This is a genomic window from Pseudomonas sp. S3_B11 (assembly GCF_054667715.1).
This window is the reverse complement of the sequence record NZ_CP162749.1, coordinates 320,604-343,183: the sequence shown is the minus strand read 5'-3', so window position 1 is coordinate 343,183 and position 22,580 is coordinate 320,604. Positions and strand designations below refer to the sequence as shown.

At 60.2% G+C, this 22,580-nt stretch carries 23 protein-coding genes and 1 other RNA gene; 7 read left to right on the top strand and 17 right to left on the bottom strand.

The window, feature by feature from the left end; translation table 11 throughout:
- Nucleotides 1–82: 82 nt before the first annotated feature.
- An RNA gene (gene rnpB, locus AB4O22_RS01670) (RNase P RNA component class A) lies at nucleotides 83–435 on the bottom strand.
- Nucleotides 436–509: 74 nt separating this feature from the next.
- Nucleotides 510–1,415 carry a 16S rRNA (cytidine(1402)-2'-O)-methyltransferase gene (rsmI, locus tag AB4O22_RS01665; protein ID WP_080561008.1) on the bottom strand — a complete coding sequence of 302 codons (906 nt, stop codon included), beginning with the start codon at nucleotides 1,413–1,415 and terminating at the stop codon, nucleotides 510–512.
- A gap of 191 nt (nucleotides 1,416–1,606) precedes the next feature.
- Here rsmI and AB4O22_RS01660 point away from each other — a divergent pair, with 191 nt between their 5' ends.
- The 4 genes from AB4O22_RS01660 (at nucleotide 1,607) to AB4O22_RS01645 (ending at nucleotide 5,051) form a co-directional block, all read left to right on the top strand.
- Nucleotides 1,607–3,418, top strand: a complete 1,812-nt coding sequence (locus AB4O22_RS01660; protein ID WP_460095801.1) for a penicillin-binding protein activator — start codon at nucleotides 1,607–1,609, stop codon at nucleotides 3,416–3,418.
- Nucleotides 3,418–3,780: a YraN family protein gene (locus AB4O22_RS01655; protein ID WP_223470376.1), complete on the top strand. Its 363-nt coding sequence runs from the start codon at nucleotides 3,418–3,420 to the stop codon at nucleotides 3,778–3,780. Before AB4O22_RS01660 ends, AB4O22_RS01655 begins: the two co-directional genes overlap by 1 nt.
- 102 nt (nucleotides 3,781–3,882) lie before the next feature.
- Nucleotides 3,883–4,476, top strand: a complete 594-nt coding sequence (locus tag AB4O22_RS01650; RefSeq protein WP_007928463.1) for a phosphoheptose isomerase — start codon at nucleotides 3,883–3,885, stop codon at nucleotides 4,474–4,476.
- Nucleotides 4,473–5,051 carry a BON domain-containing protein gene (locus tag AB4O22_RS01645; protein ID WP_003178201.1) on the top strand — a complete coding sequence of 193 codons (579 nt, stop codon included), beginning with the start codon at nucleotides 4,473–4,475 and terminating at the stop codon, nucleotides 5,049–5,051. Before AB4O22_RS01650 ends, AB4O22_RS01645 begins: the two co-directional genes overlap by 4 nt.
- Before the next feature lie 225 nt (nucleotides 5,052–5,276).
- Here the strand turns inward: AB4O22_RS01645 and AB4O22_RS01640 are convergent, their stop codons facing one another.
- The 7 genes from AB4O22_RS01640 to rplM form a co-directional block, all read right to left on the bottom strand.
- Entirely contained in the window at nucleotides 5,277–5,690 is a 414-nt protein-coding gene (locus AB4O22_RS01640; RefSeq protein ID WP_003205360.1) for a ClpXP protease specificity-enhancing factor, read from the bottom strand.
- A gap of 16 nt (nucleotides 5,691–5,706) precedes the next feature.
- Nucleotides 5,707–6,324 (bottom strand): glutathione S-transferase N-terminal domain-containing protein, encoded by a 618-nt coding sequence (locus AB4O22_RS01635; protein WP_003178195.1) that lies wholly within the window; start codon nucleotides 6,322–6,324, stop codon nucleotides 5,707–5,709.
- Between the two features lie 148 nt (nucleotides 6,325–6,472).
- Entirely contained in the window at nucleotides 6,473–7,255 is a 783-nt protein-coding gene (locus tag AB4O22_RS01630) for a cytochrome c1 (RefSeq protein WP_109754819.1), read from the bottom strand.
- Nucleotides 7,255–8,466, bottom strand: coding sequence for a cytochrome b (locus AB4O22_RS01625; RefSeq protein ID WP_003205362.1), 1,212 nt, complete (start codon nucleotides 8,464–8,466; stop codon nucleotides 7,255–7,257). The genes AB4O22_RS01630 and AB4O22_RS01625 overlap by 1 nt, the downstream gene beginning before the upstream one ends.
- Nucleotides 8,466–9,059 carry a ubiquinol-cytochrome c reductase iron-sulfur subunit gene (petA, locus tag AB4O22_RS01620; RefSeq protein WP_003205363.1) on the bottom strand — a complete coding sequence of 198 codons (594 nt, stop codon included), beginning with the start codon at nucleotides 9,057–9,059 and terminating at the stop codon, nucleotides 8,466–8,468. Before petA ends, AB4O22_RS01625 begins: the two co-directional genes overlap by 1 nt.
- Before the next feature lie 256 nt (nucleotides 9,060–9,315).
- Nucleotides 9,316–9,708 (bottom strand): 30S ribosomal protein S9, encoded by a 393-nt coding sequence (gene rpsI / locus AB4O22_RS01615; protein ID WP_003205364.1) that lies wholly within the window; start codon nucleotides 9,706–9,708, stop codon nucleotides 9,316–9,318.
- A 14-nt stretch (nucleotides 9,709–9,722) separates the two neighbouring features.
- On the bottom strand, nucleotides 9,723–10,151 hold the full coding sequence (rplM, locus tag AB4O22_RS01610) for a 50S ribosomal protein L13 (RefSeq protein WP_003205365.1): 429 nt from the start codon (nucleotides 10,149–10,151) through the stop codon (nucleotides 9,723–9,725).
- A 245-nt stretch (nucleotides 10,152–10,396) separates the two neighbouring features.
- Between rplM and AB4O22_RS01605 the strand changes: the two genes are divergently transcribed.
- A complete protein-coding gene (locus AB4O22_RS01605; protein ID WP_003205366.1) occupies nucleotides 10,397–11,437 on the top strand; it encodes an NADP(H)-dependent aldo-keto reductase in 1,041 nt (346 codons plus the stop codon).
- A 129-nt stretch (nucleotides 11,438–11,566) separates the two neighbouring features.
- On the opposite strand, the gene AB4O22_RS01600 is transcribed toward AB4O22_RS01605, so the two are convergent.
- Nucleotides 11,567–12,703, bottom strand: a complete 1,137-nt coding sequence (locus tag AB4O22_RS01600; protein ID WP_003205367.1) for an acyl-CoA dehydrogenase family protein — start codon at nucleotides 12,701–12,703, stop codon at nucleotides 11,567–11,569.
- A 244-nt stretch (nucleotides 12,704–12,947) separates the two neighbouring features.
- On the opposite strand from AB4O22_RS01600, the gene AB4O22_RS01595 reads away from it, so the two are divergent.
- Nucleotides 12,948–13,844 carry a GlxA family transcriptional regulator gene (locus tag AB4O22_RS01595; RefSeq protein WP_172681420.1) on the top strand — a complete coding sequence of 299 codons (897 nt, stop codon included), beginning with the start codon at nucleotides 12,948–12,950 and terminating at the stop codon, nucleotides 13,842–13,844.
- A gap of 186 nt (nucleotides 13,845–14,030) precedes the next feature.
- Here the strand turns inward: AB4O22_RS01595 and zapE are convergent, their stop codons facing one another.
- The 3 genes from zapE to AB4O22_RS01580 all read right to left on the bottom strand — a co-directional run bounded on the left by zapE (nucleotide 14,031) and on the right by AB4O22_RS01580 (nucleotide 17,237).
- Nucleotides 14,031–15,125 carry a cell division protein ZapE gene (gene zapE / locus AB4O22_RS01590; protein WP_003205369.1) on the bottom strand — a complete coding sequence of 365 codons (1,095 nt, stop codon included), beginning with the start codon at nucleotides 15,123–15,125 and terminating at the stop codon, nucleotides 14,031–14,033.
- Between the two features lie 102 nt (nucleotides 15,126–15,227).
- Nucleotides 15,228–16,583 carry a tryptophan--tRNA ligase gene (locus tag AB4O22_RS01585; protein ID WP_223470372.1) on the bottom strand — a complete coding sequence of 452 codons (1,356 nt, stop codon included), beginning with the start codon at nucleotides 16,581–16,583 and terminating at the stop codon, nucleotides 15,228–15,230.
- A gap of 24 nt (nucleotides 16,584–16,607) precedes the next feature.
- Entirely contained in the window at nucleotides 16,608–17,237 is a 630-nt protein-coding gene (locus tag AB4O22_RS01580) for an alpha/beta hydrolase (RefSeq protein WP_460097771.1), read from the bottom strand.
- Between the two features lie 147 nt (nucleotides 17,238–17,384).
- On the opposite strand from AB4O22_RS01580, the gene AB4O22_RS01575 reads away from it, so the two are divergent.
- On the top strand, nucleotides 17,385–17,822 hold the full coding sequence (locus AB4O22_RS01575) for a Z-ring associated ZapG family protein (RefSeq protein WP_003205372.1): 438 nt from the start codon (nucleotides 17,385–17,387) through the stop codon (nucleotides 17,820–17,822).
- 178 nt (nucleotides 17,823–18,000) lie between these two features.
- Here AB4O22_RS01575 and AB4O22_RS01570 read toward each other — a convergent pair whose 3' ends face one another.
- From AB4O22_RS01570 to doeB, 4 genes are all read right to left on the bottom strand, one after another.
- Nucleotides 18,001–19,386: an aspartate aminotransferase family protein gene (locus tag AB4O22_RS01570; RefSeq protein ID WP_223470370.1), complete on the bottom strand. Its 1,386-nt coding sequence runs from the start codon at nucleotides 19,384–19,386 to the stop codon at nucleotides 18,001–18,003.
- Nucleotides 19,383–20,870 (bottom strand): NAD-dependent succinate-semialdehyde dehydrogenase, encoded by a 1,488-nt coding sequence (locus tag AB4O22_RS01565; RefSeq protein WP_223470368.1) that lies wholly within the window; start codon nucleotides 20,868–20,870, stop codon nucleotides 19,383–19,385. Before AB4O22_RS01565 ends, AB4O22_RS01570 begins: the two co-directional genes overlap by 4 nt.
- Nucleotides 20,871–21,000: 130 nt before the next feature.
- Nucleotides 21,001–21,480, bottom strand: a complete 480-nt coding sequence (locus AB4O22_RS01560) for an Lrp/AsnC family transcriptional regulator (RefSeq protein WP_223470366.1) — start codon at nucleotides 21,478–21,480, stop codon at nucleotides 21,001–21,003.
- A 97-nt stretch (nucleotides 21,481–21,577) separates the two neighbouring features.
- Complete coding sequence (gene doeB / locus AB4O22_RS01555) at nucleotides 21,578–22,579, bottom strand: N(2)-acetyl-L-2,4-diaminobutanoate deacetylase DoeB (protein ID WP_038859366.1); 1,002 nt, start codon at nucleotides 22,577–22,579, stop codon at nucleotides 21,578–21,580.
- Nucleotide 22,580: the final 1 nt, after the last annotated feature.

Sequence of the window (22,580 nt, the reverse complement as noted above, 5' to 3'; positions counted from 1 at the left end):
AGTTAAAGTGATTTATTAAGAGTAAGATTTTTTTGGTATTAGCAACTGCGTCTGCCAGTGATTCCGGCAGGGAGGGAAAAAGGTGGAGAGTCGATCTGTAAGCCGGGTTCTGTCTTGAACAGTCATTCGTCTACGATGGCCATCACTGGACATCTTTAGCAACCTACCCGGTCCCAGCGCGGGCCACGCCTTGGGACCCTATTTGGTCTTGCTCCAAGTGGGGTTTACCTAGCCACGAACTGTTGCCAGACGTGCGGTGCGCTCTTACCGCACCTTTTCACCCTTACCGGCACCGAAGCGCTTAGGCGGTTATTTTCTGTGGCACTTTCCGTAGGCTCACGCCTCCCAGGCATTACCTGGCACTTCGCCCTATGGAGCCCGGACTTTCCTCCCCCCCTAATTCTCATAGAGGGCAGCGACTGTCCGATCGACTCTCCGCCGCGAAGGTTAACGGTAGAGCGCTCGAAGAACAAGCGCTAAAAGCCTTGGGCCAGCCCTGCGCCCCGCTTTCACTGATCCTTCTGTTTCTCCAGTGCGACCTGGTACAGCACATTCTTGCGCTCGCCAGTGATCTGCGCCGCAAGGGCCGCGGCACGCTTGAGCGGCATTTCCTCGAGTAGCAGGTTCAGGATGCGCATCGCTTCGCTGCTGACAGCGTCTTCACTTTCCGGCGCTGTCCACCCGGCCACCAGCACTACACACTCGCCGCGCTGCTGGTTGCTGTCGCTTTCGACAAACGCCCGCAGCTCTGCCAACGGCAACCCCTTGAGGGTTTCGAAGGTCTTGGTCAACTCACGAGCCAGCAACGCCGGGCGCTCGGCGCCGAACACCAGTTCCATGTCTTGCAGGCATTCCAGAATGCGGTGCGGCGCCTCATAGAAGATCAGCGTGCGTGGTTCTTCCTTTATAGCTTCCAGGCGCGCCCGCCGCCCCACCGCCTTGGCCGGCAGGAAACCCTCGAAGATGAAACGGTCCGACGGCAGCCCCGCCGCCGACAGCGCTGCGATCAATGCACAAGCGCCTGGCACCGGCACCACGCTGATGCCTGCCGCCCGGGCCTGGCGCACCAGATGATAGCCAGGGTCGGAAATCAGTGGCGTACCGGCATCGGAAATCAGCGCGACGTTATCGCCCGCCAGCAGCCGGGTAATGAAACGACTGCCCTCATCCCGTTCATTGTGTTCATGACAGGCGGCCAACGGCGTGGAAATGCCGAAATGCTGCAGCAGGCGCTGGGAGTGACGCGTGTCTTCAGCTGCGATCAAAGCAACTTCCTGCAGGATTTTCAGCGCCCGGGCACTGATATCGTCCAGGTTGCCGATGGGCGTCGCCACCACATAAAGCGAGCCGGCAGCGGAATTCAAAGCACCTGGAGCAGTCAAGACACATACCTCATGATCGGTAAAAACCGCCATTGTAGCGTGTAGCGGCGGTCTCGGCTGTTCGTCCTTAAACGACGACAGTGCAGGACACCCTGACGGCCTTTTGTGTTGCCCCGCACTCTTTGAAATACCTAAATTGATCGATTCACACCACTAACATCGCGCCCCGGCCAGTGCTTGGGTACAATTCGACGCTAATTTGATCTCGTATCAGGAACACTTACATGATCGCTTGCCTGCGGCTGCTCTCCGCCCTCTGCCTCGCTGCCCTCCTGGCGGCTTGCGCCAGCTCGCCCTCGTCCAGCCTTGGCGAACTTCCACGCACCCCGGATGCCAGTATCGAGCAGTTGCTCGAACAGGCCACTCAAAGCAAAAATCCGGAAAAAGCCGCCCTGCTGCGCCTGAGCGCTGCCGACCTGGCCTACCGCCAGGGCAATGCCGGCCAGTCCGCACAGATCCTGCAACAAGTGCCGATGGAACAACTCAAGCCCGGCCAGCAGATTTTCGCCAGCACGCTGTCGGCTGAACTGGCGATGACCCGCAACCAGCCCAAGGCGGCACTGACCGCCCTGAGCCACCCAAGCCTGCAACACCTGAGCGAAATGCCGGTGGAGCAACAGGTTCGCACCGGTACCGTCCGCGCCCGCGCCCTGGAGGCCGATGGCCAGACCCTGGCCGCCGCCAAGGAGCGCATTTTCATCGCGCCCCTGTTGGAAAACGACGCTGCGGCAAAAAACCACGAAGCCATCTGGTCGTTGATCGCCTCGCTGCCCACCGACCAGTTGCAGCCAAGCTCCAACGACGACCTTGGCGGCTGGCTGAGCCTGGCCCAGGCCGTCAAGACCGCCGGCACCCTGGAACAACAGCAGGCGGCCATCGACCACTGGCGCGAACAGAACCCGAAGCACCCTGCCGCCCTGCAACTGCCGACACCCCTGGTCAAGCTCAAGGAGCTGGCGAGCCAGCCGCTGAGCAAGATCGCCCTGCTGCTGCCACAGAATGGCCAGCTAGCTGCGGTTGCCAAGGCCTTGCGCGAGGGCTTCATGGCCGCGCATTACCAGGCCCAGCAGGCCGGTCAGAAGCCGCCAAGCATCCAGTTCTATGACAGCTCCAGCCTGACCTCCATGGACGAGTTCTATCGCAAGGCCCAGGCCGACGGCGTGCAACTGGTAGTCGGACCGCTGGAAAAACCCCTGGTCAAGCAGATCAGCACCCGCCCGCAACTGCCGATCACCACCCTGGCGCTGAACTACAGCGAAGGCGAACAAGGGCCACCGCAACTGTTCCAGTTCGGCCTGGCCCCCGAGGATGAAGCCCGCGAAGTCTCCCGCCGTGCCCGCGCCGACGGCCTGCATCGCGCCGCCGCCATGGTACCGAAGGGTGAATGGGGCGATCGTGTCCTGAAAGCCTTCAGCCAGGACTGGCAGGCCAATGGCGGCACCATCATCGCAATCGAACGGGTCGACCAGCCGGTGCAACTGGCCCAGCAGATCGCCGACATGTTCCAACTGCGCCAGAGCGAAGGTCGCGCCAAGAACCTGCAAAGCACCGTTGGCACCACGGTCGCGGCCCAGCCGTCCCGTCGCCAGGACATCGAGTTCATCTTCCTGGCCTCGACGCCGCAACAGGCCCAGCAGATCAAGCCGACCCTGAACTTCCAGTACGCGGGTGATGTGCCGGTCTACGCGACGTCTTCAGTGTTCAGCGCCAGCGGCGACCAGAACCAGTACAACGACATGAGCGGTATCCGCTTCTGCGAAACCCCTTGGCTGCTCGACGCCAATGACCCGCTGCGCAAGCAGGTCACCGCACAGTGGCCACAGGCGGGTAGCAGCCTGGGCCGGTTGTACGCGATGGGGGTAGACGCCTATCGCCTGGCACCACGCCTGGGCCAGCTCAAGACGTTGCCGGACAGCCGCATCGAAGGCCTGTCGGGCAGCCTGGCAGTGTCTCCAACCCAGCGCGTACAGCGTCAACTGCCTTGGGCCGAGTTCGTCAATGGCCAGGTGCAGCGCCTGCCGGATACCCAGCGCTGATGCCCGACCGATCACGCCAGCAAAGCGGACGGGATGCCGAGGGCCAAGCTCTCGCGCATCTCCAGCAACAAGGCCTGCGGCTGGTGGCGCAGAACTGGTTGTGCAAACGCGGCGAGCTTGATCTGGTCATGCTTGACGGCGATACAGTAGTATTCGTCGAAGTCCGCTACAGAAAAAATACTCAATGGGGTGGCGCGCTCGACAGCATTGACGAGCGCAAGCGCCAGAAGCTGGTTTTCGCCGCGCAGTATTTTCTGCAACGCGAGTCTCGCTGGGCCGATCATCCCTGCCGCTTCGACGTGGTTGCCATCGACAGCAACGCCGCCCAGTTGAACTGGCTGCAGAACGCCTTCGACAGTTGAGCGCCCATGCCGAGCCGGACACCTTCACCTAACTTTTTTGCTCTTTGCTTTGCGCGCCGCACATGTTTGTGCCGATAAGCCGCGCTACTTAAGGTCACACAGATGGACATGCAATCGCGAATTCGCCAGCTTTTTCAGGCCAGTATCGACACCAAGCAACAGGCGATGGACGTACTTGCACCGCACATCGAGCAAGCCAGCCAAGTGATGGTCAACGCCCTGCTCAACGAGGGCAAGATGCTTTCGTGCGGCAATGGCGGCTCGGCCGGCGACGCCCAGCACTTCTCTTCGGAACTGCTCAACCGCTTCGAACGCGAGCGCCCGAGCCTGCCGGCGATCGCCCTGACCACCGACAGCTCGACGATCACCTCGATCGCCAACGACTACAGCTACAACGAAGTATTCTCCAAACAGATCCGCGCCCTGGGCCAACCCGGCGATGTGCTGCTGGCGATTTCCACCAGCGGTAACTCGGCCAATATTATTCAAGCGATCCAGGCCGCACATGATCGCGAAATGATTGTCGTAGCATTGACCGGTCGTGACGGCGGCGGCATGGCGTCCCTGCTATTGCCAGAAGACGTCGAGATCCGCGTACCGGCCAATGTCACCGCACGTATCCAGGAAGTCCACCTGCTGGCGATCCACTGTCTTTGCGACTTGATCGACAGCCAACTGTTCGGGAGTGAAGAATGACCCCTAATCGCCTAGGCCTTCTGGCCCTGACCCTGTGCCTCGGCATCAGCGGCTGCACATCGGTGGTTAACGCCAGCCGGGAAAAGCCGATTGAAGACGATCGCGGCACCCGCACCTTCGGCAGCAAGATCGACGACTCCCTGATTGAAACCAAGGTCGGCGTGAACATTGCCAAGGCCGACCCGGACCTGGACAACAACTCGCACATCGTCGTCACCAGCTTCAACGGCGTCGTACTGCTGGCCGGCCAGACCCCACGCGCCGACCTCAAGGCCAAGGCCGAACAGGAAGCCAGCGCCGTGCAACGGGTCAAGACCGTGCATAACGAACTGCAGGTCCTGCAACCCTCCTCGCTGCTGGCGCGCCAGAACGACGCCTGGCTGACCACCAAGATCAAGACCCAGATGCTCACCGACGCCAGTATTCCCGGCTCGCGCATCAAGGTTGTGACTGAGAATGGCATTGTCTATTTGCTGGGGTTGTTGACCAAGAAAGAGGCTGCGCAGGCGACCAACCTGGTGCAGGGTGTGTCCGGGGTGCAGAAAATCGTCAAGTTGTTTGAGTACATTGACTGATTTTTGAACTTCAGTTGCTCAAGAAAAACGGCGCTTCTTCTGGGACGGAGGACGCCGTTTTTTTTGCTTCTTTTTTGGTGGGATCGATGTGTATATCCGTTGCTGCGGTAACGGATATACACACCAACCACAACAGCAAAAAAAAATGCCCACATCTCACGATACGGGCATTTTCTTAACCAGGTTACCAAGCTTTCAAACAGCCTGTATCTGGCACATATCTACCTACTTCACCACTTTCAAACTCGGCCGCCCGCTAGGACGCGGCGGCTCGTCATCCGGTGGCGGCAGGTCATCATCCGGCTCGAACTCTTCTTCGCCATCAAGCGGCGCTTCCAGCTCAAACACCATGCCCTGGCCATTCTCCCGAGCATAAATCCCCAGGATCGCAGCAATAGGCACGTACAAAGTGTGCGGCACGCCACCGAAGCGCCCTTCGAAGCTGACGGCGTCGTTATCCATATGCAAGTGACGCACAGCGGCTGGCGACACGTTCAAGACAATTTGCCCGTCATTGGCAAAACCCTGCGGCACCTGCACCGACGGAAACTCGGCGTTGACCAGCATGTGCGGGGTGCAATCGTTGTCCACAATCCACTCGTAGAGCGCGCGGACCAGATAAGGTCGACTGGAGTTCATAGCGGCTCCCTAAGCCTTAGCGCATGTCACGTTCGACGCCAGACAGACTCGCCTGGAAAGCCTCACGCGCGAATTGGCGCTCCATATAATCAAGCAGCGGCTTGGCAGGCCGCGGCAGTTCGATACCCAGAATCGGCAAACGCCAGAGTATGGGCAATAGGCAGCAATCCACCAGACTTTGTTCCTCACTGAGGAAAAACGGCTTATCGACGAATAGCGGCGATACGCCAGTCAGGCTTTCACGCAATTCCTTGCGTGCCACGACCCGCGCCGGCTCCTTGGTCCGAGAATCCAGGATCAGATCCACCAACCCGCACCAGTCACGCTGGATGCGATGGATCAGCAAACGGCTGTTGGCCCGCGCGACAGGGTACACCGGCAGTAAAGGTGGATGCGGATAACGCTCATCCAGATATTCCATCACCACGGTCGACTCCCACAACGCCAGGTCACGATCGACCAGTGTGGGCAGGCTGCCATAAGGGTTCACCTCGATCAGCTTCGGCGGCTGACGGCCCGCTTCGACGTAAATGATCTCGGCGCTGACACCCTTCTCTGCCAGTACGATGCGTACCCGGTGGGAATAGTGGTCGGCGGGGTCGGAGTAACAGGCCAACCGATTGGTCACGCCCATGGCGATCCTCCTCGCTTGTTGAAATTATCGAAAAACGGAAAAACGAGCGCGCCCAGAGGGCATCTCCCGTAACACCTGGCTGGCCAGGCTCGTTACATTAGAGACGCCCTTGGGCGCGCACGATTAACAGCAACGGCTTACAGCTTTATCAATGCACGTCTTTCCAGTATTCACGCTTGAGCAGGTAAGCGAATACGAAGAAGAACGCCAGGTACAGCAATACATAGGTACCGATGCGCTGATGCTCCAGCTTCACCGGGTTGGCCGAGTAGGCCAGGAAGGTCACAAGGTTCTTGACCTTCTCGTCGAACTGCTCCGGAGTCAGGCTGCCGGTGTTCGGCAATACAGTCAGCTGGTCGCAGGCTTCATGAGTCAAAGCGGTGCCGGTCAGCGGATCGAATTGCTTTTTACCGCCCTCAACGATCTGAACCTGTTTGCAGCCTACCACCTGGCGCCCTTGGAGGCCGACCAGTACGTTAGGCATGCCGACGTTCGGGAAGACCTTGTTGTTCACGCCCCATGGACGCGCAGGATCTTCGTAGAACGAACGCAGGTAACCGTAGAGCCAGTCAGTACCACGCACACGCGCCACCAGAGTCAGGTCTGGCGGCGCGGCGCCGAACCAGGTCTTGGCGTCCGCAGGTTGCATGCCAATGGTCATGTGATCGCCCAGTTTGGCACCGGTGAACACCAGTTTCTCGAGCATCATTTCATGAGGAATGCCCAGGTCATCGGCAACACGCTCGTAGCGCTGGAACTTGGCACTGTGGCAACCCATGCAGTAGTTGGCGAACGTACGTGCGCCGTCCTGCATGGCAGCTTTGTCGGAAACGTCGATGTCGACTTTTTCCAGCTCTGGACCACCGTGTTCAGCCGCGAAGGACAGTACAGGCATAGCAGCAAGAATCAGTACAGCAAATAGCTTTTTCATCAGCCAGTCACCCTTTCCGGAACCGGTTTGGTCTTCTCGAGCCTGGTGTAGAAAGGCATCAGAATGAAGTAGGCGAAGTACAGGAAGGTGCAGACCTGCGATAGCAACGTACGCTCCGGTGTCGGGGCCAATACGCCCAGCACGCCCAGGATCACGAACGAGATGCAGAACACCACGAGCCAGATCTTGCTCAGCCAGCCTTTGTAGCGCATCGACTTGACGGGGCTGCGGTCCAGCCAAGGCAGGACAAACAGCACTGCGATGGCCGCGCCCATGGCGATAACGCCCATCAGCTTGTCCGGGATCGCCCGCAAAATCGCGTAGAACGGCGTGAAGTACCAGACCGGGGCAATGTGCTCAGGGGTCTTGAAGGCGTTCGCCTGCTCGAAGTTCGGCTTCTCGAGGAAGTAACCACCCATTTCCGGGAAGAAGAACACGATGGAGCAGAAGATGAACAGGAAGACCACCACGCCGACGATATCTTTCACGGTGTAGTACGGGTGGAAGGCGATGCCATCCAGCGGTACGCCGTTCTCGTCCTTGTGCTTCTTGATGTCCACGCCATCCGGGTTGTTCGAGCCAACTTCGTGCAAGGCCAGGATGTGCAACACCACCAGGCCGAGGATCACGATCGGCAGCGCGACCACGTGCAGGGCGAAGAAGCGGTTCAGGGTAATGCCCGAGATCAGGTAGTCACCACGAATCCACTGGGTCAGGTCGTCACCGATGACCGGGATCGCACCGAACAGCGAGATGATCACCTGGGCACCCCAGTAGGACATCTGGCCCCACGGCAGGAGGTAGCCCATGAAGGCCTCGGCCATCAGCGCCAGGTAGATCAGCATGCCGAAGACCCACACCAACTCACGAGGCTTCTGGTACGAACCGTAGAGCAGGCCACGGAACATGTGCAGGTAGACCACGATGAAGAACGCCGAAGCACCGGTGGAGTGCAACAGACGCAGGATCGAGCCGTACTCGACGTCGCGCATGATGTATTCGACGGAAGCAAACGCTTCTTCCGCCGACGGGGTGTAGCTCATGGTCAGCCAGACACCGGTAACGATCTGGTTGACCAGAACGAGCAGCGCCAGGGAGCCAAAGAAGTAGAAGAAGTTGAAGTTCTTCGGAGCGTAATACTTGCTGAGATGGTCTTCCCACATTTTGGTCGCGGGAAAGCGCGCATCAACCCAATCCATGAATTTGCTCATCACGCTTTCTCCGTATCGACGCCGATGACAATGATGTCGTCGGTCTCATAGGAATGCGGGGGAACTGGCAGGTTCAGAGGTGCAGGCTGCGACTTGTAGACGCGACCAGCCAGGTCGTAGTGGGAGCCGTGGCAAGGGCAGAAATAACCACCGACCCAGTCCTTGCCCAGATCGGCAGGAGCCACTTCAGGACGGAACGTTGGCGAGCAACCCAGGTGCGTACAGATCCCGATCAGCAGCAAAACCTCTGGCTTGATCGAACGCGTTTCAGGATTGACGTACTCCGGTTGGACCGAGTTCTTGGAGGAAGGGTCGGACAACTGACCCTCGATCTTTTTCAGATTCCCCAGGATTTCCTCTGTACGGCGGACGATGAACACCGGCTGGCCGCGCCACTCAGCAATCATCTGCTGGCCTGGCTCGATCTTGCTGACATTCACTTTCACCGGTGCACCCGCGGCTTTCGCCTTGGCACTGGGAAACCATGACCCCACGAACGGGACCGCAGCCCCCACCGCTCCTGCAGCACCCACCACGGATGTGGCTGCTACCAGGAAGCGACGCCGGCCTGCATTCACGCCGTCATTGCTCATTCAGTCCTCTCCCATCAGCTTTGTGGCCTGTTAGATCAGGCGTCTACTAAGTAAAAATCTGAACTTATAAAAATTTTGCCGAATGGTAATGAAAAGCCCCAATTCTGACAAGGTAATTACCAAGCGGCCAAACCGCCAAGCCTTGTAGTATAGGGGCTCTACGAATGTGGCAAGTTGTCACAGAGCAATTCTTTTGCCCATAAAAAAACGCCCAGCTCCGTGAGGAACTGGGCGCCTTTTGAAAGCGGAAGCGAAATTAACGCTTCGAGTACTGCGGACGCTTACGCGCTTTACGCAGACCGACTTTCTTACGTTCAACTTCGCGAGCATCGCGAGTTACGAAGCCGGCTTTGCGCAGAGCACCACGCAGAGTCTCGTCGTAATCCATCAGGGCGCGAGTGATGCCGTGGCGGATTGCGCCAGCCTGACCACTTACACCACCACCGATAACAGTGACGTAGATGTCGAATTTTTCGACGGTCTCGGTCAGTTCCAGCGGCTGACGAACTACCATGCGGGCAGTTTCGCGGCCGAAGAAGTTATCCAGGGAGCGGTTGTTGATGGAGATGTTACCAGTGCCCGGACGCAGGAAAACGCGTGCGGTTGCAGTCTTGCGACGGCCAGTGCCGTAATTTTGAGTCGCCGACATAATGAACTATTCCGTTAAAACTTCAGTTCTTGGGGCTGCTGAGCAGTATGAGGGTGAGCAGCGCCCGCATAAACCTTCAGCTTACGATACATGTCGCGACCCAGTGGGTTTTTAGGCAGCATGCCTTTAACCGCGGTCTCGATCACGCGCTCAGGGGCTTTGGCGATCAGCTTTTCAAAGTTGATCGACTTGATGCCGCCAGGAAAACCGGAGTGGGAGTAGTACATTTTGTCAGTGGTTTTAGCGCCAGTAACACGTACTTGCTCAGCGTTGATCACGACGATGTAGTCACCGGTGTCAACGTGAGGGGTGTACTCAGGCTTGTGCTTGCCACGCAGACGGCTCGCGATTTCGGTGGCCAGACGACCCAGGGTCTGACCAGCAGCGTCGACGACAAACCAGTCGCGCTTTACTGTTTCCGGTTTAGCAGTAAAAGTTTTCATTCTTTATAGCCTCAGGGGCCGCCCTGTAAATTAGACGGCGGATCTTACTGAATAGTGCGTACTTTGACAAGTCAAAGGCAGCCGGATACAGACGCTTTCGGGGGCTCGGGTCGGCGCGTCCGTTCAACGGCAAGATTCTTCGGCGGCGGCGCATCACTTCCACTGCAGAAAGAGGTGCGCAATTATGCAGATTGCGAAAAATATTTCAACCTGCTTTTATGATTGTTTTGCCCAAGGAGTTCCCGATGGACTATCGCCCGCTAGGCCGTACCGACCTGAACGTGAGTGCCCTGTGCCTCGGAACCATGACCTGGGGTGAGCAGAACAGCGAGGCCGAGGCCTTCGCCCAGATCGAACGCGCCAAGGCTGCCGGCATCAATTTCATCGACACCGCCGAGATGTACCCGGTGCCACCCAAGGCCGAAACCTACGCCACCACCGAGCGCTACATCGGCAATTACTTCAAGAGTCGCGGCGATCGTGCCGACTGGATCCTGGCGAGCAAGATCGCCGGCCCCGGCAACACCATCGACTACATCCGCGACAAGAACCTCAAGCACAACCGCCGCCACATCGTCGAAGCCGTGGACGCCAGCCTCAAGCGCCTGCAGACCGACTGGATCGATCTCTACCAGCTGCATTGGCCGGAGCGCAGCACCAACTTCTTTGGTCAACTGGGCTACCAGCACAATGCCGACGAAACGTTCACCCCGCTGGAGGAAACCCTCGAAGCCCTGGACGAACAGGTTCGCGCCGGCAAGATCCGCCATATCGGCCTGTCCAACGAAACGCCGTGGGGCACCATGAAGTTCCTTGCCCTGGCCGAGGCCCGTGGCTGGCCGCGGGCGGTGTCGATCCAGAACCCGTACAACCTGCTCAACCGCAGCTTCGAGATCGGCCTGTCGGAAATCGCCATTCGCGAGCAATGCGGCTTGCTGGCTTATTCGCCGCTGGCGTTCGGCTTCCTGTCGGGCAAATACGAAAACGGCGCACGGCCAGCCAAGGGCCGCCTGACGCTGTACAGCCGCTTCATGCGCTACTTCAACCCGCAATCGGAAGCGGCGTGCAGCCGGTATGTGGCCCTGGCCCGCGAGCATGGCCTGGACCCGGCGCAGATGGCCCTGGCGTTCGTCACCCGGCAGCCGTTCGTGACCAGCAACATCATTGGCGCCACCACGCTGGAGCAACTGGACAGCAACATCGCCAGCTTCGACCTGAAACTGTCGGATGAAGTACTGGCGGGGATCGAGGCGATTCACAAGGATCAGCCGAACCCGGCGCCTTGATCCGTAGGCCTCATCGCGAGCAAGCTCGCTCCCACAGGGGTTCGATGTTGATCACAAAATAGCGATCAGACACGACTCCCCTGTGGGAGCGAGCTTGCTCGCGATAGCGGACCCAAGCTCACCACTGCATCAAAGCGACCGCGCAATGATCTCCTTCATGATCTCATTGGTCCCGGCATAGATCCGCTGCACCCGCGCATCCGCCCACGCCCGGGCAATCGGGTATTCCCACATGAAGCCGTAGCCGCCATGCAACTGCACGCATTCGTCTAGCACCTTGCATTGCAAGTCGGTGCCCCAGTACTTGGCCATCGCCGCCGTCGGCACGTCCAGCTTCCCTTGCAGGTGCAATTCCAGGCAACGGTCCACGAAGACCCGGCCGATCTGGATTTCGGTGGCCATTTCCGCGAGCTTGAAACGGGTGTTCTGGAAGTCTGCGATGGATTTGCCGAACGCCTTGCGCTCGCGGGTGTAGTCCAGGGTCCATTGCAGCGCCGCTTCGGCCGAAGCCAGGCCGCCGATGGCGACGGTCAGGCGCTCCTGGGGCAGCTCCTGCATCAAGTAGGCGAAGCCCATGCCGGCCTGCCCCAGCAGGTTCTCCTTCGGCACGCGGACATCCTGGAAGAACAGTTCCGACGTGTCCTGGGCCTTCATGCCGACTTTTTCCAGGCGCTTGCCCTTTTCAAAGCCCGGCGTACCCGCCTCCACCAGGAACAGGCTGGTGCCCTTGGCGCCGGCCTTCGGATCGGTCTTGGCGACCACGATCACCAGGTCTGCCAGGAAGCCGTTGGTGATGAAGGTCTTCGAGCCATTGATGACATATTCATCGCCGTCCAGCACCGCCGTGGTCTTCACCCCTTGCAGGTCGGAACCGGCGCCCGGCTCGGTCATGGCGATGGCCGTGACCATTTCGCCAGACACCAGCTTCGGCAGGTACTTGTGTTTCAACGCTTCGCTGCCGTAATGCAGGATGTACGGTGCGACGATGTCGGAATGCAGCGAGAAGCCAATCCCTGTCAGCCCCAGGCGGCCGATCTCCTCGATCACCACCGTGCTGTAGAGAAAATCTGCGTCCAGCCCCCCATAGGCTTCCGGGAGGTGCGAGCACAACATGCCCGCCTCCCCTGCCTTGTTCCAGAGCTGGCGATCGACATGCCCCTGTTTTTCCCACTGGCTGTGGTACGGCACGGCTTCTTTTTCAAGGAAGGTTCGTACGCTGTCGCGAAACAACTCGTGCTCGGGACTGAACAGTGTTCTTGGGATCATGGCGCACCTTTGGTTATTGTTGGGCGTTGTTATCCGACAGAGCCTAAGCCTGCGGGGTACGACAGGACACTGGACACATCCGACAAAAAATAAGACGATCCAGCCGTCTGTTGACCACTTTCCCCTATAAAAATAAAGATGAATTATGTCTATGCACGCCTCCACGCCCTTGCGGCGCGTCAGCATCCTGGCAATCGACCAGGTCTTCGCCTCCACCCTCATGCAAGCCAAGGATTTTTTCCACCTGGCCAGCCTGCGCTACGGCAAACAACTGGGCCACGGCCTGACGCCGGCCTTTGAAACCCGGCTGGTCAGCCCCGATGGCAAACCGGTGAACAGCTTCAGCGATGTGATCATGCCGGTGGACGGCGGCCTGGAAAACACCGATGTCATCATCCTGCCGGCCTTCTGGGATGATTTCGCCACCCTCTGCCAACGTTATCCCCAGGTCCTGCCTTGGCTGCGCGAACAACACGCGCGCGGTGCGGTACTCTGCGGCGAAGCCACCGGGGTGTTCTGGCTGGCGGAGGCCGGGCTGCTCGACGGCAAGGAAGCCACCACCTACTGGCGTTTCTTCAATGCCTTCAAGGAGCGCTTCCCCCAGGTATACCTGAACCAGGACAAGCACCTGACCGACGCCGACAACCTGTTCTGCGCCGGCGGCACGACCTCAGCCTGTGACCTCTACATTTATCTCATCGAACGCTTCTGCGGCGCCAACGTGGCCCAGGCCGTGGCGCGGGACATCCTGTATGAGGTGCAACGCAGCTATTCGCCAGGGCGGATCGGCTTCGGCGGGCAGAAACTGCATCAGGATGTGATCATCCTGCAGATCCAGCAATGGCTCGAAGAGCACTTCGCCGATAAGTTCCGCTTCGAGGACGTTGCCCGGGAACATGGCATGAGCATCCGCAACTTCATGCGCCGCTTCCAGACCGCCACTGGCGACAAACCGCTGCATTACCTGCAACGACTGCGGATCGAAACCGCCAAGGGCCTGCTCTCCGGCAGCCGCAAGAGCATCAAGACCATCAGCTATGAAGTCGGCTACGACGACGCGAGCTTTTTCGCCCGGCTGTTCCGGCAACATACCGACCTGTCGCCGAACCAGTATCGGCAGCAGTTCCAGCAGGCGGCGTAGCCCGAGGGCTTGGCAACGATCCACTGTGGGAGCGAGCTTGCTCACGATGGCGGTGGTTCAGCGGCACTGATGTTGACTGACACGACGCCATCGCGAGCAGGCTCGCTCCCACAAGCTCAGATGGGGAATATGCACATACAAAAAAAGGCCCGCAATCGCAGGCCTTTTTTGGTGTTCCGAATGTCCCTACGGCTTATGCGCCCGCGCCAGGAATTCGTGGGACTGCATCTCCAGCAAGCGACTCAAGGTCCGCTGGAATTCGAAGGTCAGGCGACCGCCGGTGTAGAGGTCCTTGAGTTCGACTTCGGCCGAAATGATCAGCTTCACGTTACGGTCGTAGAACTCGTCGACCATGTTGATGAAGCGACGGGCGATGTCGTCGGTGGTGACGCTCATCTGCTCGACGTTGCTCAGCAGCACGGCGTGGAAGATCTTGCCCAGTTCGATGTAGTCGTTCTGGCTGCGAGGGCCGTCGCACAGTTCGCGAAAGTCGAACCAGGCCACGTCATCGCACGTACGCACAGCGCGGATTTCGCGATTTTCGATGACCAATACATCATTTTCCACAGCCTGGGTGCATTCCGGCGTCAGGGCGCGGAAGCTCTTGCGCAGGCTTTCCTGGGCAGCGGCATCCAACGGGAAGTGGAACAGCTCCGCTTGTTCGAGGTGACGCAGGCGGTAGTCGACGCCGCTGTCGACGTTGACGATTTCAGTGTGTTCCTTGATCAGCGCGATGGCCGGCAGGAAACGCGCCCGCTGCAGGCCGTCCTTGTACAGGCCGTCCGGCACGATGTTCGAGGTGGCGACCAGGGTCACGCCGTTCTTGAACAGCTCTTCCATCAAGGTGCCGAGGATCATGGCGTCGGTGATGTCGGAAACGAAGAACTCATCGAAGCAGATCACCCGGGTCTCGTCGGAAAAACGCTTGGCGATGATGGTCAGCGGGTTCTTCTCGCCGCCCAGGGTCTTCATCTCCTCGTGCACGCGCTTCATGAAACGGTGGAAGTGCGTCCGTGTCTTCTCCTTGAACGGCAACGCTTCGAAGAAAGTGTCCACCAGGTAGGTCTTGCCACGGCCCACGCCGCCCCAGAAATACAGGCCCTTGACCGGTGTCTGGTCTTTTTTGCCGAACAGTTTGCCCAACAGGCCGGGCTTGTTGTTCGCCGCCGCGACCAGGTCGTCGTACAGGCGTTGCAAATGCCGCACCGCCGTTTCCTGGGCTGCGTCGTGGAAGAACTCCGGGCGTTTCAGATCAGCTTGATATCGTTCTAGGGGCGTCATATTCGTTAGCAAGGCAACAAAAACGGGCCGTCACTGTAGCGACGGCCCAGAGGAATGGCAATCGGCCCTTATTCGGGCCGATGGTCGGGTGACGTGCCGAGATCAGTCCTGGGCAGGCGTCAGGGCAACGCGCAACGCATCGATGGCTGCATCCCGGGCGGCGCTGTTGGCGAAGGCCGGGCTGTTCGCCACGCACTCGCCTTCGAGCCAGACGCTGAAACTCAGGTCGTCGCTGCGTACGTCCAAGGGCTGGCCGGACTGCAATTGCTTGGTCACCTGCCCTGCGGTCTTGCCGTCGGCAAAATTGTTCGACAGCAACAGTTGCTCGCCGTCGGCGGCCAGCAGACGGAAGCGGAAACTGCCGTCGTCTTCGCGAAAGCTGACGAAGCGTGCTGCCTTGGCGGCTTTCTTCTTGGTGCTGGCGGCCACTTGGACCTGGCTGACAAACGAACGCAGGCCAACGGCCTCGCGCAGTTCGTTGAGGAACGGCGTCGCCACGGCCCGGGCTTTTTTCGCGCCCAGTTGCAGGATGTCTTCAAGGTCCGATGGACGCTCGATGAACTGGTGATAACGCTCGCGCGCTTCACCCAACTCGCTGTCGAGCAATTGGAACAGGCGGTTCTTGGCTTCGCCCCAACCCAGGCCTTGCAGCAGTTCGCTGCGGAACTCGGCGGACTGTTCGGCAGTGGCGAAGGCCTGGAACAGGGTGAACAGGTGCGAATTGTCCGGATCCTTGGCTTCGCCCGGGGCACGCGAGTCGGTAACGATCCGCGAGATCGCGTCCTTCATGTCCTTCGCGCTGCTGAACAACGGGATGGTGTTGTCATAGCTCTTGGACATCTTGCGGCCATCGAGGCCCGGCAGCGTGGCGACGCTTTCTTCGATCAGCGCCTCGGGCATGGTGAAGAACTCCTTGCCCTGGCCGAACAGGTGGTTGAAGCGCTGGCCGATGTCGCGGGCCATTTCCACGTGCTGGATCTGGTCGCGACCGACCGGCACCTTGTGAGCGTTGAACATCAGGATGTCGGCGGCCATCAACACCGGGTAGCTGTACAGCCCCATGGTGATGCCGGCGTCCGGGTCTTCGCCGGCCTCGACGTTCTTGTCCACCGACGCCTTGTAGGCGTGGGCACGGTTGAGCAGGCCCTTGGCGGCGACGCAGGTCAGCAGCCAGGTCAGCTCCGGGATCTCGGGAATATCGGACTGGCGATAGAACGTCACGCGGTCCACATCCAGGCCGCCGGCCAGCCACGTGGCGGCGATTTCCAGGCGCGAACGCTGGATACGCAGCGGGTCATCGCACTTGATCAGGGCGTGGTAGTCAGCCAGGAAGTAGAACGAATCGGCGTTGCTGTCGCGGCTGGCGAGGATCGCCGGACGGATGGCGCCGGCATAGTTGCCCAGGTGCGGGGTGCCGGTGGTGGTGATGCCGGTCAGGATACGGGTACGCGTCGTCATGGGTTATCGCTTGTCAGACTGCTGTCAATTCGAGAGGCGCGGCAGGATCAGATCCTTGAGATCGGTCAGCTTGCCATGAAAAAAGTGTCCGCATTCTGCCACTTTCAGCAGCTCATGGGGACGTTGGAGCGTGTCGGACCATTCGTAAACCAGTTGCGGATCGACCACTTCGTCGGTTTCCGGCTGGATCACCGTCAACTCGCCGCTCATCGGCAAGGGCGACTGCTCGTCCAGGCGCATTACCGCCGGGGCCACCATGAACAGGTGCTTGACCGGTTGACCCTGGGCTTCCAGGCGCCCGCCCAGGCTGGCGGCGACAAAGCCGCCAAAGGAAAAACCGAACAGGGTCAGGGGCAATTGCGGGTATTTTCCCCGCAGCCATTGGGCGACCGCCTGGGCGTCATCCACTTCGCCAGCGCCCATGTCATGACTGCCGGCACTGGCCCCCACGCCACGATAATTGAAACGCAACGTAACCAGGCCAGCATCGCGGGCAGTGCGTTGCAGGGTCGAGACCACTTTGTTGAGCATGGTCCCGCCCTGCACCGGGTTCGGGTGGCAGATCAGCGCCAGGCCACGGGGGGCCTCGTTGTCCAGGTACAAGGCTTCCAGTTGGCCCACCGGGCCATCGATGACTACAGGGGTTTCGCGCATAAGCAAGGGAAAGAACTCCGTGACCTCGAATTGGGTCGTCTCGTCTAGCTAAAGTCTGTGCCTGGCATGATTGCGATGTTCTTCGCGGTATACAGCGCAGGTCCGAGCCGTTAACGTAAAGCAAAGCCGTTTATAGAGGAAGGACTCGTGGAACACTCGCTCTTAGTTTGGTTGTTGCCGACTCTTGCCCTGGTTGCCGGTGTCGCCATTGGATTCCTGCTTGCCCGACTGCTGCCCAACGCGGTGCCCAACAGCACGCAACGTCAGCTGGACGACATCCAGGAACGTTTCGACAGTTATCAGAATGAAGTGGTCACTCACTTCAACAGCACCGCTTCTCTGGTGAAAAAACTCACCCAGAGCTACCAGGACGTCCAGGATCATTTGTCCGAGGGTGCCAATCGCCTGGCCCTGGACGAGCAGACTCGCCAGCGCCTGCTGGCCGCCCTGCAAGCCGATGCGGCACAGACTCCACGGGAACGCCTGACCCCACCGAAAGGGATCCAGGAACCGCCGCGGGACTACGCCCCCAAGGCCCCGAATTCACCCGGCATGCTCGATGAGCATTACGGTTTGAAGAAGTAATCGCCAAGCCACAACCAAAAGCCCGCCCGATCACATGATCGGGCGGGCTTTTTATTGGCCTCAAGAAAATCTCCCTGTGTGGGAGCGAGCTGGCTCGCGATGGCGCCAGCACATCCAACATCGCCGGTTCAGACAGACCGCCATCGCGAGCAGGCTCGCTCCCACATTTAAAGCGGGCTTAAGCCAACACCTCACCCGCCACTTGATCGATAGCCCCTTTGGTGATGTCGACGATCAGGTCCGCATCCTCGCGAGTCAGGATCAGTGGCGGGGCGAAGCCCAGGATGTCGCCGTGGGGCATGGCGCGGGCGATCATGCCGCGTTCCAGGCAGGCGGCCGAGACCTTCGGGCCGACTTTCAGTGCCGGGTCGAATGCCGTGCGCCGTTCACGGTCGGCCATGAACTCCACCGCCGCCAGCATGCCGTCACCACGCACCTCGCCCACCAACGGATGACCTTCAAGGGTTTCACGCAGGCGACGATTCAGGTAGCCACCCACATCCTCGGCGTTGGCCGTGAGGTTTTCCCGTTCAAGAATGTCGAGGTTCGCCAGTGCCGCCGCCGCGCAAATCGGGTGCCCGGAATAGGTCCAGCCATGGCCCATGGCCCCTTCGGCCTGGGAGGCTTTTTCAATCACGCTCCAGACCTTTTCCCCGATGATCACCGCTGACAGGGGCGCATAGGCACTGGTCAGGCCTTTGGCGGTGGTGATCAGGTCCGGCTTCATGCCGTATCGCTGGCTGCCCATCTTCGAACCCAGGCGGCCGAACGCGCAGACCACTTCATCGGCAATCAGCAGCACGTCGTATTTTTTCAGCACGGCCTGGATCGCATCCCAATAACCGGCAGGGGGAACGATGATGCCCCCGGTGCCCATCAACGGTTCGCCAATGAACGCCGCCACAGTATCCGGACCTTCGGCGAGGATCATTTTTTCCAGCTCATCGGCGCAATACCGCACGAAGGCCGCTTCATCCATGCCCGCCGGAGCCTTGCGATACCAGTGTGGGCAGACGGTGTGCTTGACCCCTTCCACCGGCAGATCGAAATGCTGGTGGAAGGTCGCCAGCCCAGTGAGGCTGCCGGTCATGATGCCCGAGCCATGGTAGCCACGGTCCCGTGAAATGATTTTCTTCTTCAGCGGCCGGCCCAATACGTTGTTGTAGTAGCGCACCAGCTTGACCTGGGTTTCGTTGGCATCGGAGCCGGACAAACCGTAATAAACCTTCTTCATCCCCTCCGGCGCCCAGTCCATGATGCGACTGGACAGCTCGATGATCGCCTCGCTCGAATGGCCGACGTAGGTGTGATAGTAGGCCAGTTCCTTGGCCTGTTTATAGATTGCGTCGGCCACCTCGGTGCGGCCGTAACCAATGTTCACGCAGTAGAGGCCGGCAAAGGCATCGATGAACTCACGGCCTTCATGGTCGCGAATGCGAATGCCTGACGCACTCTTGATGATCCGGCCCTTGAGCGCGCCGCTGGCGTGGTCGTGAGCGTGGGTCGAGGGGTGCATGAAATGCGCACGGTCGTGTTCGAACAGCGTGTTGAGTTCTTGGCTCATGCGGGCTCTCCTGGGAACTGGCCTTGATGGTGCAGGCAAAAATATTTGGTTTCGACAAAGGGCTCGAAGCCCTCGCTGCCACCCTCGCGACCGAGGCCCGAGGCTTTCATGCCACCGAAGGGAATCGGGTGGCCGGTGAACTTGACGCCGTTGACCGCGACCATGGCGTGGTCGAGACGGCGGATCAGCGGATAAATGAGGTCCAAGCGATTGGAACAAATATAGGCCGCCAACCCATACTCGGTGTCGTTGGCCATTTCGATGACTTCGTCCAAAGTGTCGAACGGCATCACCCCGGCAATGGGCGCGAAGTTTTCTTCACGGTAGATGCGCATCTGCGGCGTGACGTCGGCCAGCACCGTGGGTTGATAAAACAACCCGCCCAAGGCATGGGCCTCACCGCCCACCAGGCGTTGAGCGCCAAGGGCCAGGGCATCGGCGACGCGGTCAGCGGTCGCATCGAATGCCGCCTGATGCATCAACGGCCCGACCTCCACGTCCTGCTCCTGTTGATCGACCATTGCCGGCCCGACGCGCAAGGCGCGCACCGCAGCGGCGAAACGACTGAGGAACGCCTGGTACACCGGGCGCTGCACCATGATCCGGTTAGCCGCACAGCAGTCCTGCCCCGAGGTCTGGAACTTCGCCTCCACGGCGACTTTTACCGCCAAGGCCAGGTCGGCATCGGCGCAGACAATGAACGGCGCGTTGCCGCCCAGTTCCAGTGCAACCTTCTTCACGTCATGGGCTGCAGCCTGCAACACCAGCTTGCCCACCCGGGTCGAGCCGGTGAAGCTCACTGAGCGTACGCGACGATCCTTGACCAGGGTTTCCATGGCCATTTGCGGCTCGCCCAATACCACGTTGAAGACCCCGGCGGGAAAACCGGCTTCCTCGGCCAATTGCGCCAGCGCCAAGGCCGAGTACGGCGTTTCGTGGGCCGGCTTGATCACCACGGTGCAACCGGCGGCCAGGGCAGCGGCGGCCTTGCGGGTGATCATCGCCGACGGGAAATTCCACGGTGTGAGCAGCGCGCAGACGCCCACCGGTTCCTTGATCGTACCCAGGTGCGCATTCGGGATATGGCTGGGGATGTTCTGACCGTACAGGCGCCGGGCTTCCTCGGCGAACCACGGGATAAAGCTGACAGCGTAGGCGATTTCGCCACGGGACTCGGCCAATGGCTTGCCCTGCTCAAGGCTGAGAATGCGGGCGAGGTCTTCGCTGTGTTCGACGATCAATGCCGCCCAGCGCCGCAGCAACGCGCCCCGGGTCTCCAGGCTCTGCTCACGCCACACAGGGAATGCGCGATGCGCCGCGTCCACCGCCGCGACGATCTGCGGCTGATCCAGCATCGGCACATGGCCGATGACGGTGCGGGTGGCAGGGTTGTGGACGGCCACACTGTGACCGCTGTCGCTGTGGACCCAATGGCCGTCGATGTAGCAAAGCGCTTTGAACAGCAGCGGATGTTGGTAAGGCATGACGTTCACTCCAGAGCGTGTGCGTGAATCCATGCTAGGGCAGCGGCGCTTGGGGAATTGGGGGTTTACCGTGGGTCAAACCCTGGTTTTTTTCTGAATCGAGGGCGGCAAACCGGGTTTTCTGCGGTGCTCAGCACGGCTCGGCCAGCTCCGCCGGCAAGGCACCGGCGGTCTTGATGGTCTTGGTGACGATGTAGGTGAAGTAGCGTTCGATGCCAAGGTCTTCGAGCAGCAGTTGGTCGACGAAACGCTGGTAGGCATCGACGTCCGGCGCCTGGATCATCGCCAGGTAATCCACGCCGCCGCCCGTGGCGTAACAGAACGCCACTTCTGGCGCGGCGATCATGCGTTGCTCGAAACGGCGCATGTCCTGGGCGGTGTGCCGGGCCAGGGTGATTTCCACCAGCACCTGCTGACGCTTGAACACCGCACCCCAATCGATCTGCGCCCGGTAGCCGATGATCAGGCCTGCTGCTTCGAGCTTGCGCACCCGTTCCCAGGCCGGGGTCACCGACAGGTTGATGGCCTCGGCCAGGCTCGACTTGGTAATCCGCCCGTCCTCGGCGAGGATTTGCAGGATCTTGAGATCGTAGCGATCGAGCTTGTGCATGGGCCGGGCTCCGGGTGGTTACATAAAACTTCCAGACATACATCAATTGTGGCGAGGGGATTTATCCCCTCGCCACAGGTTCTGTGTTCCATCTGACCTAAGCCAACACATCCGCAATCACCGCCAAGGTATCGCCACACCGCACCAACCCGGGAAAGTGCCGGGCCGCCAGCAGGCCGCTGCGGGCGGCGCGGTATTCGACCGGGGCGACGCCGCTGCGGGTGGCGTCGTAGATGCGCGCCACCACCTCGCCCCGGGTCACGTGTTCCCCCAGGTCGCGGCACATTTCCAGCAGGCCGTCGTGTTCGCTGGCGATGAAACAACTGGCGTCCGGCATGTCGAGCACCAGCGATGGCTGCAACTCGATCGTGCCCCGCAGGATGCCGGCGTGGATCAACAGGTTGCGTACCCCACGCTCGGCAATCGCCACGCTACGGGCGGTCGACGAACCGCCGCCGCCCAACTCGGTGGTGACGAACACCTTGCCTTGGGACTCGGCCGCCGTGTCGTACATCGCCCCGGCGTCCAGCTCCAGCATGCGCATGCAATACGGCGCGTTGAACGCCAGCATCCCGGCCTCGCAGCGCGCTTGCTGCTGTTTGTCCGGCAACACGTGGCAGGCGGCAAACGGCAGGAAATCCAGGGTCCGGCCGCCGGAATGAATGTCCAGGACAATGTCGGCCAAGGGCAGCAGGGTGCGATTGAAATAGTCGGCGATTTTCTCGGTAACGGTGCCGTCCGGCCTGCCGGGAAAACTGCGGTTCAGGTTGCCCTTGTCGATGGGCGAAGTCCGGCGTCCGGCGTGGAAGGCCGGGGTGTTCATGAACGGCACGATGATCACCCTCCCGCTCACCTCTTCAGCCGTCAGTTGCTGCGCCAGTTTGCTCAGGGCCACCGGACCTTCGTATTCATCGCCGTGGTTGCCACCGCTGAGCAGCGCCGTCGGGCCGCTGCCGCGCTGGATGACCGTGATGGGAATCATCACCGCGCCCCAGGCCGAATCGTCCCGCGAATACGGCAGCTTGAGAAAGCCGTGCTGCACGCCCTCGCGGGTGAAGTCGACCGTGGCGCTGATGGGATTATTAGGCAGATCGGGCATG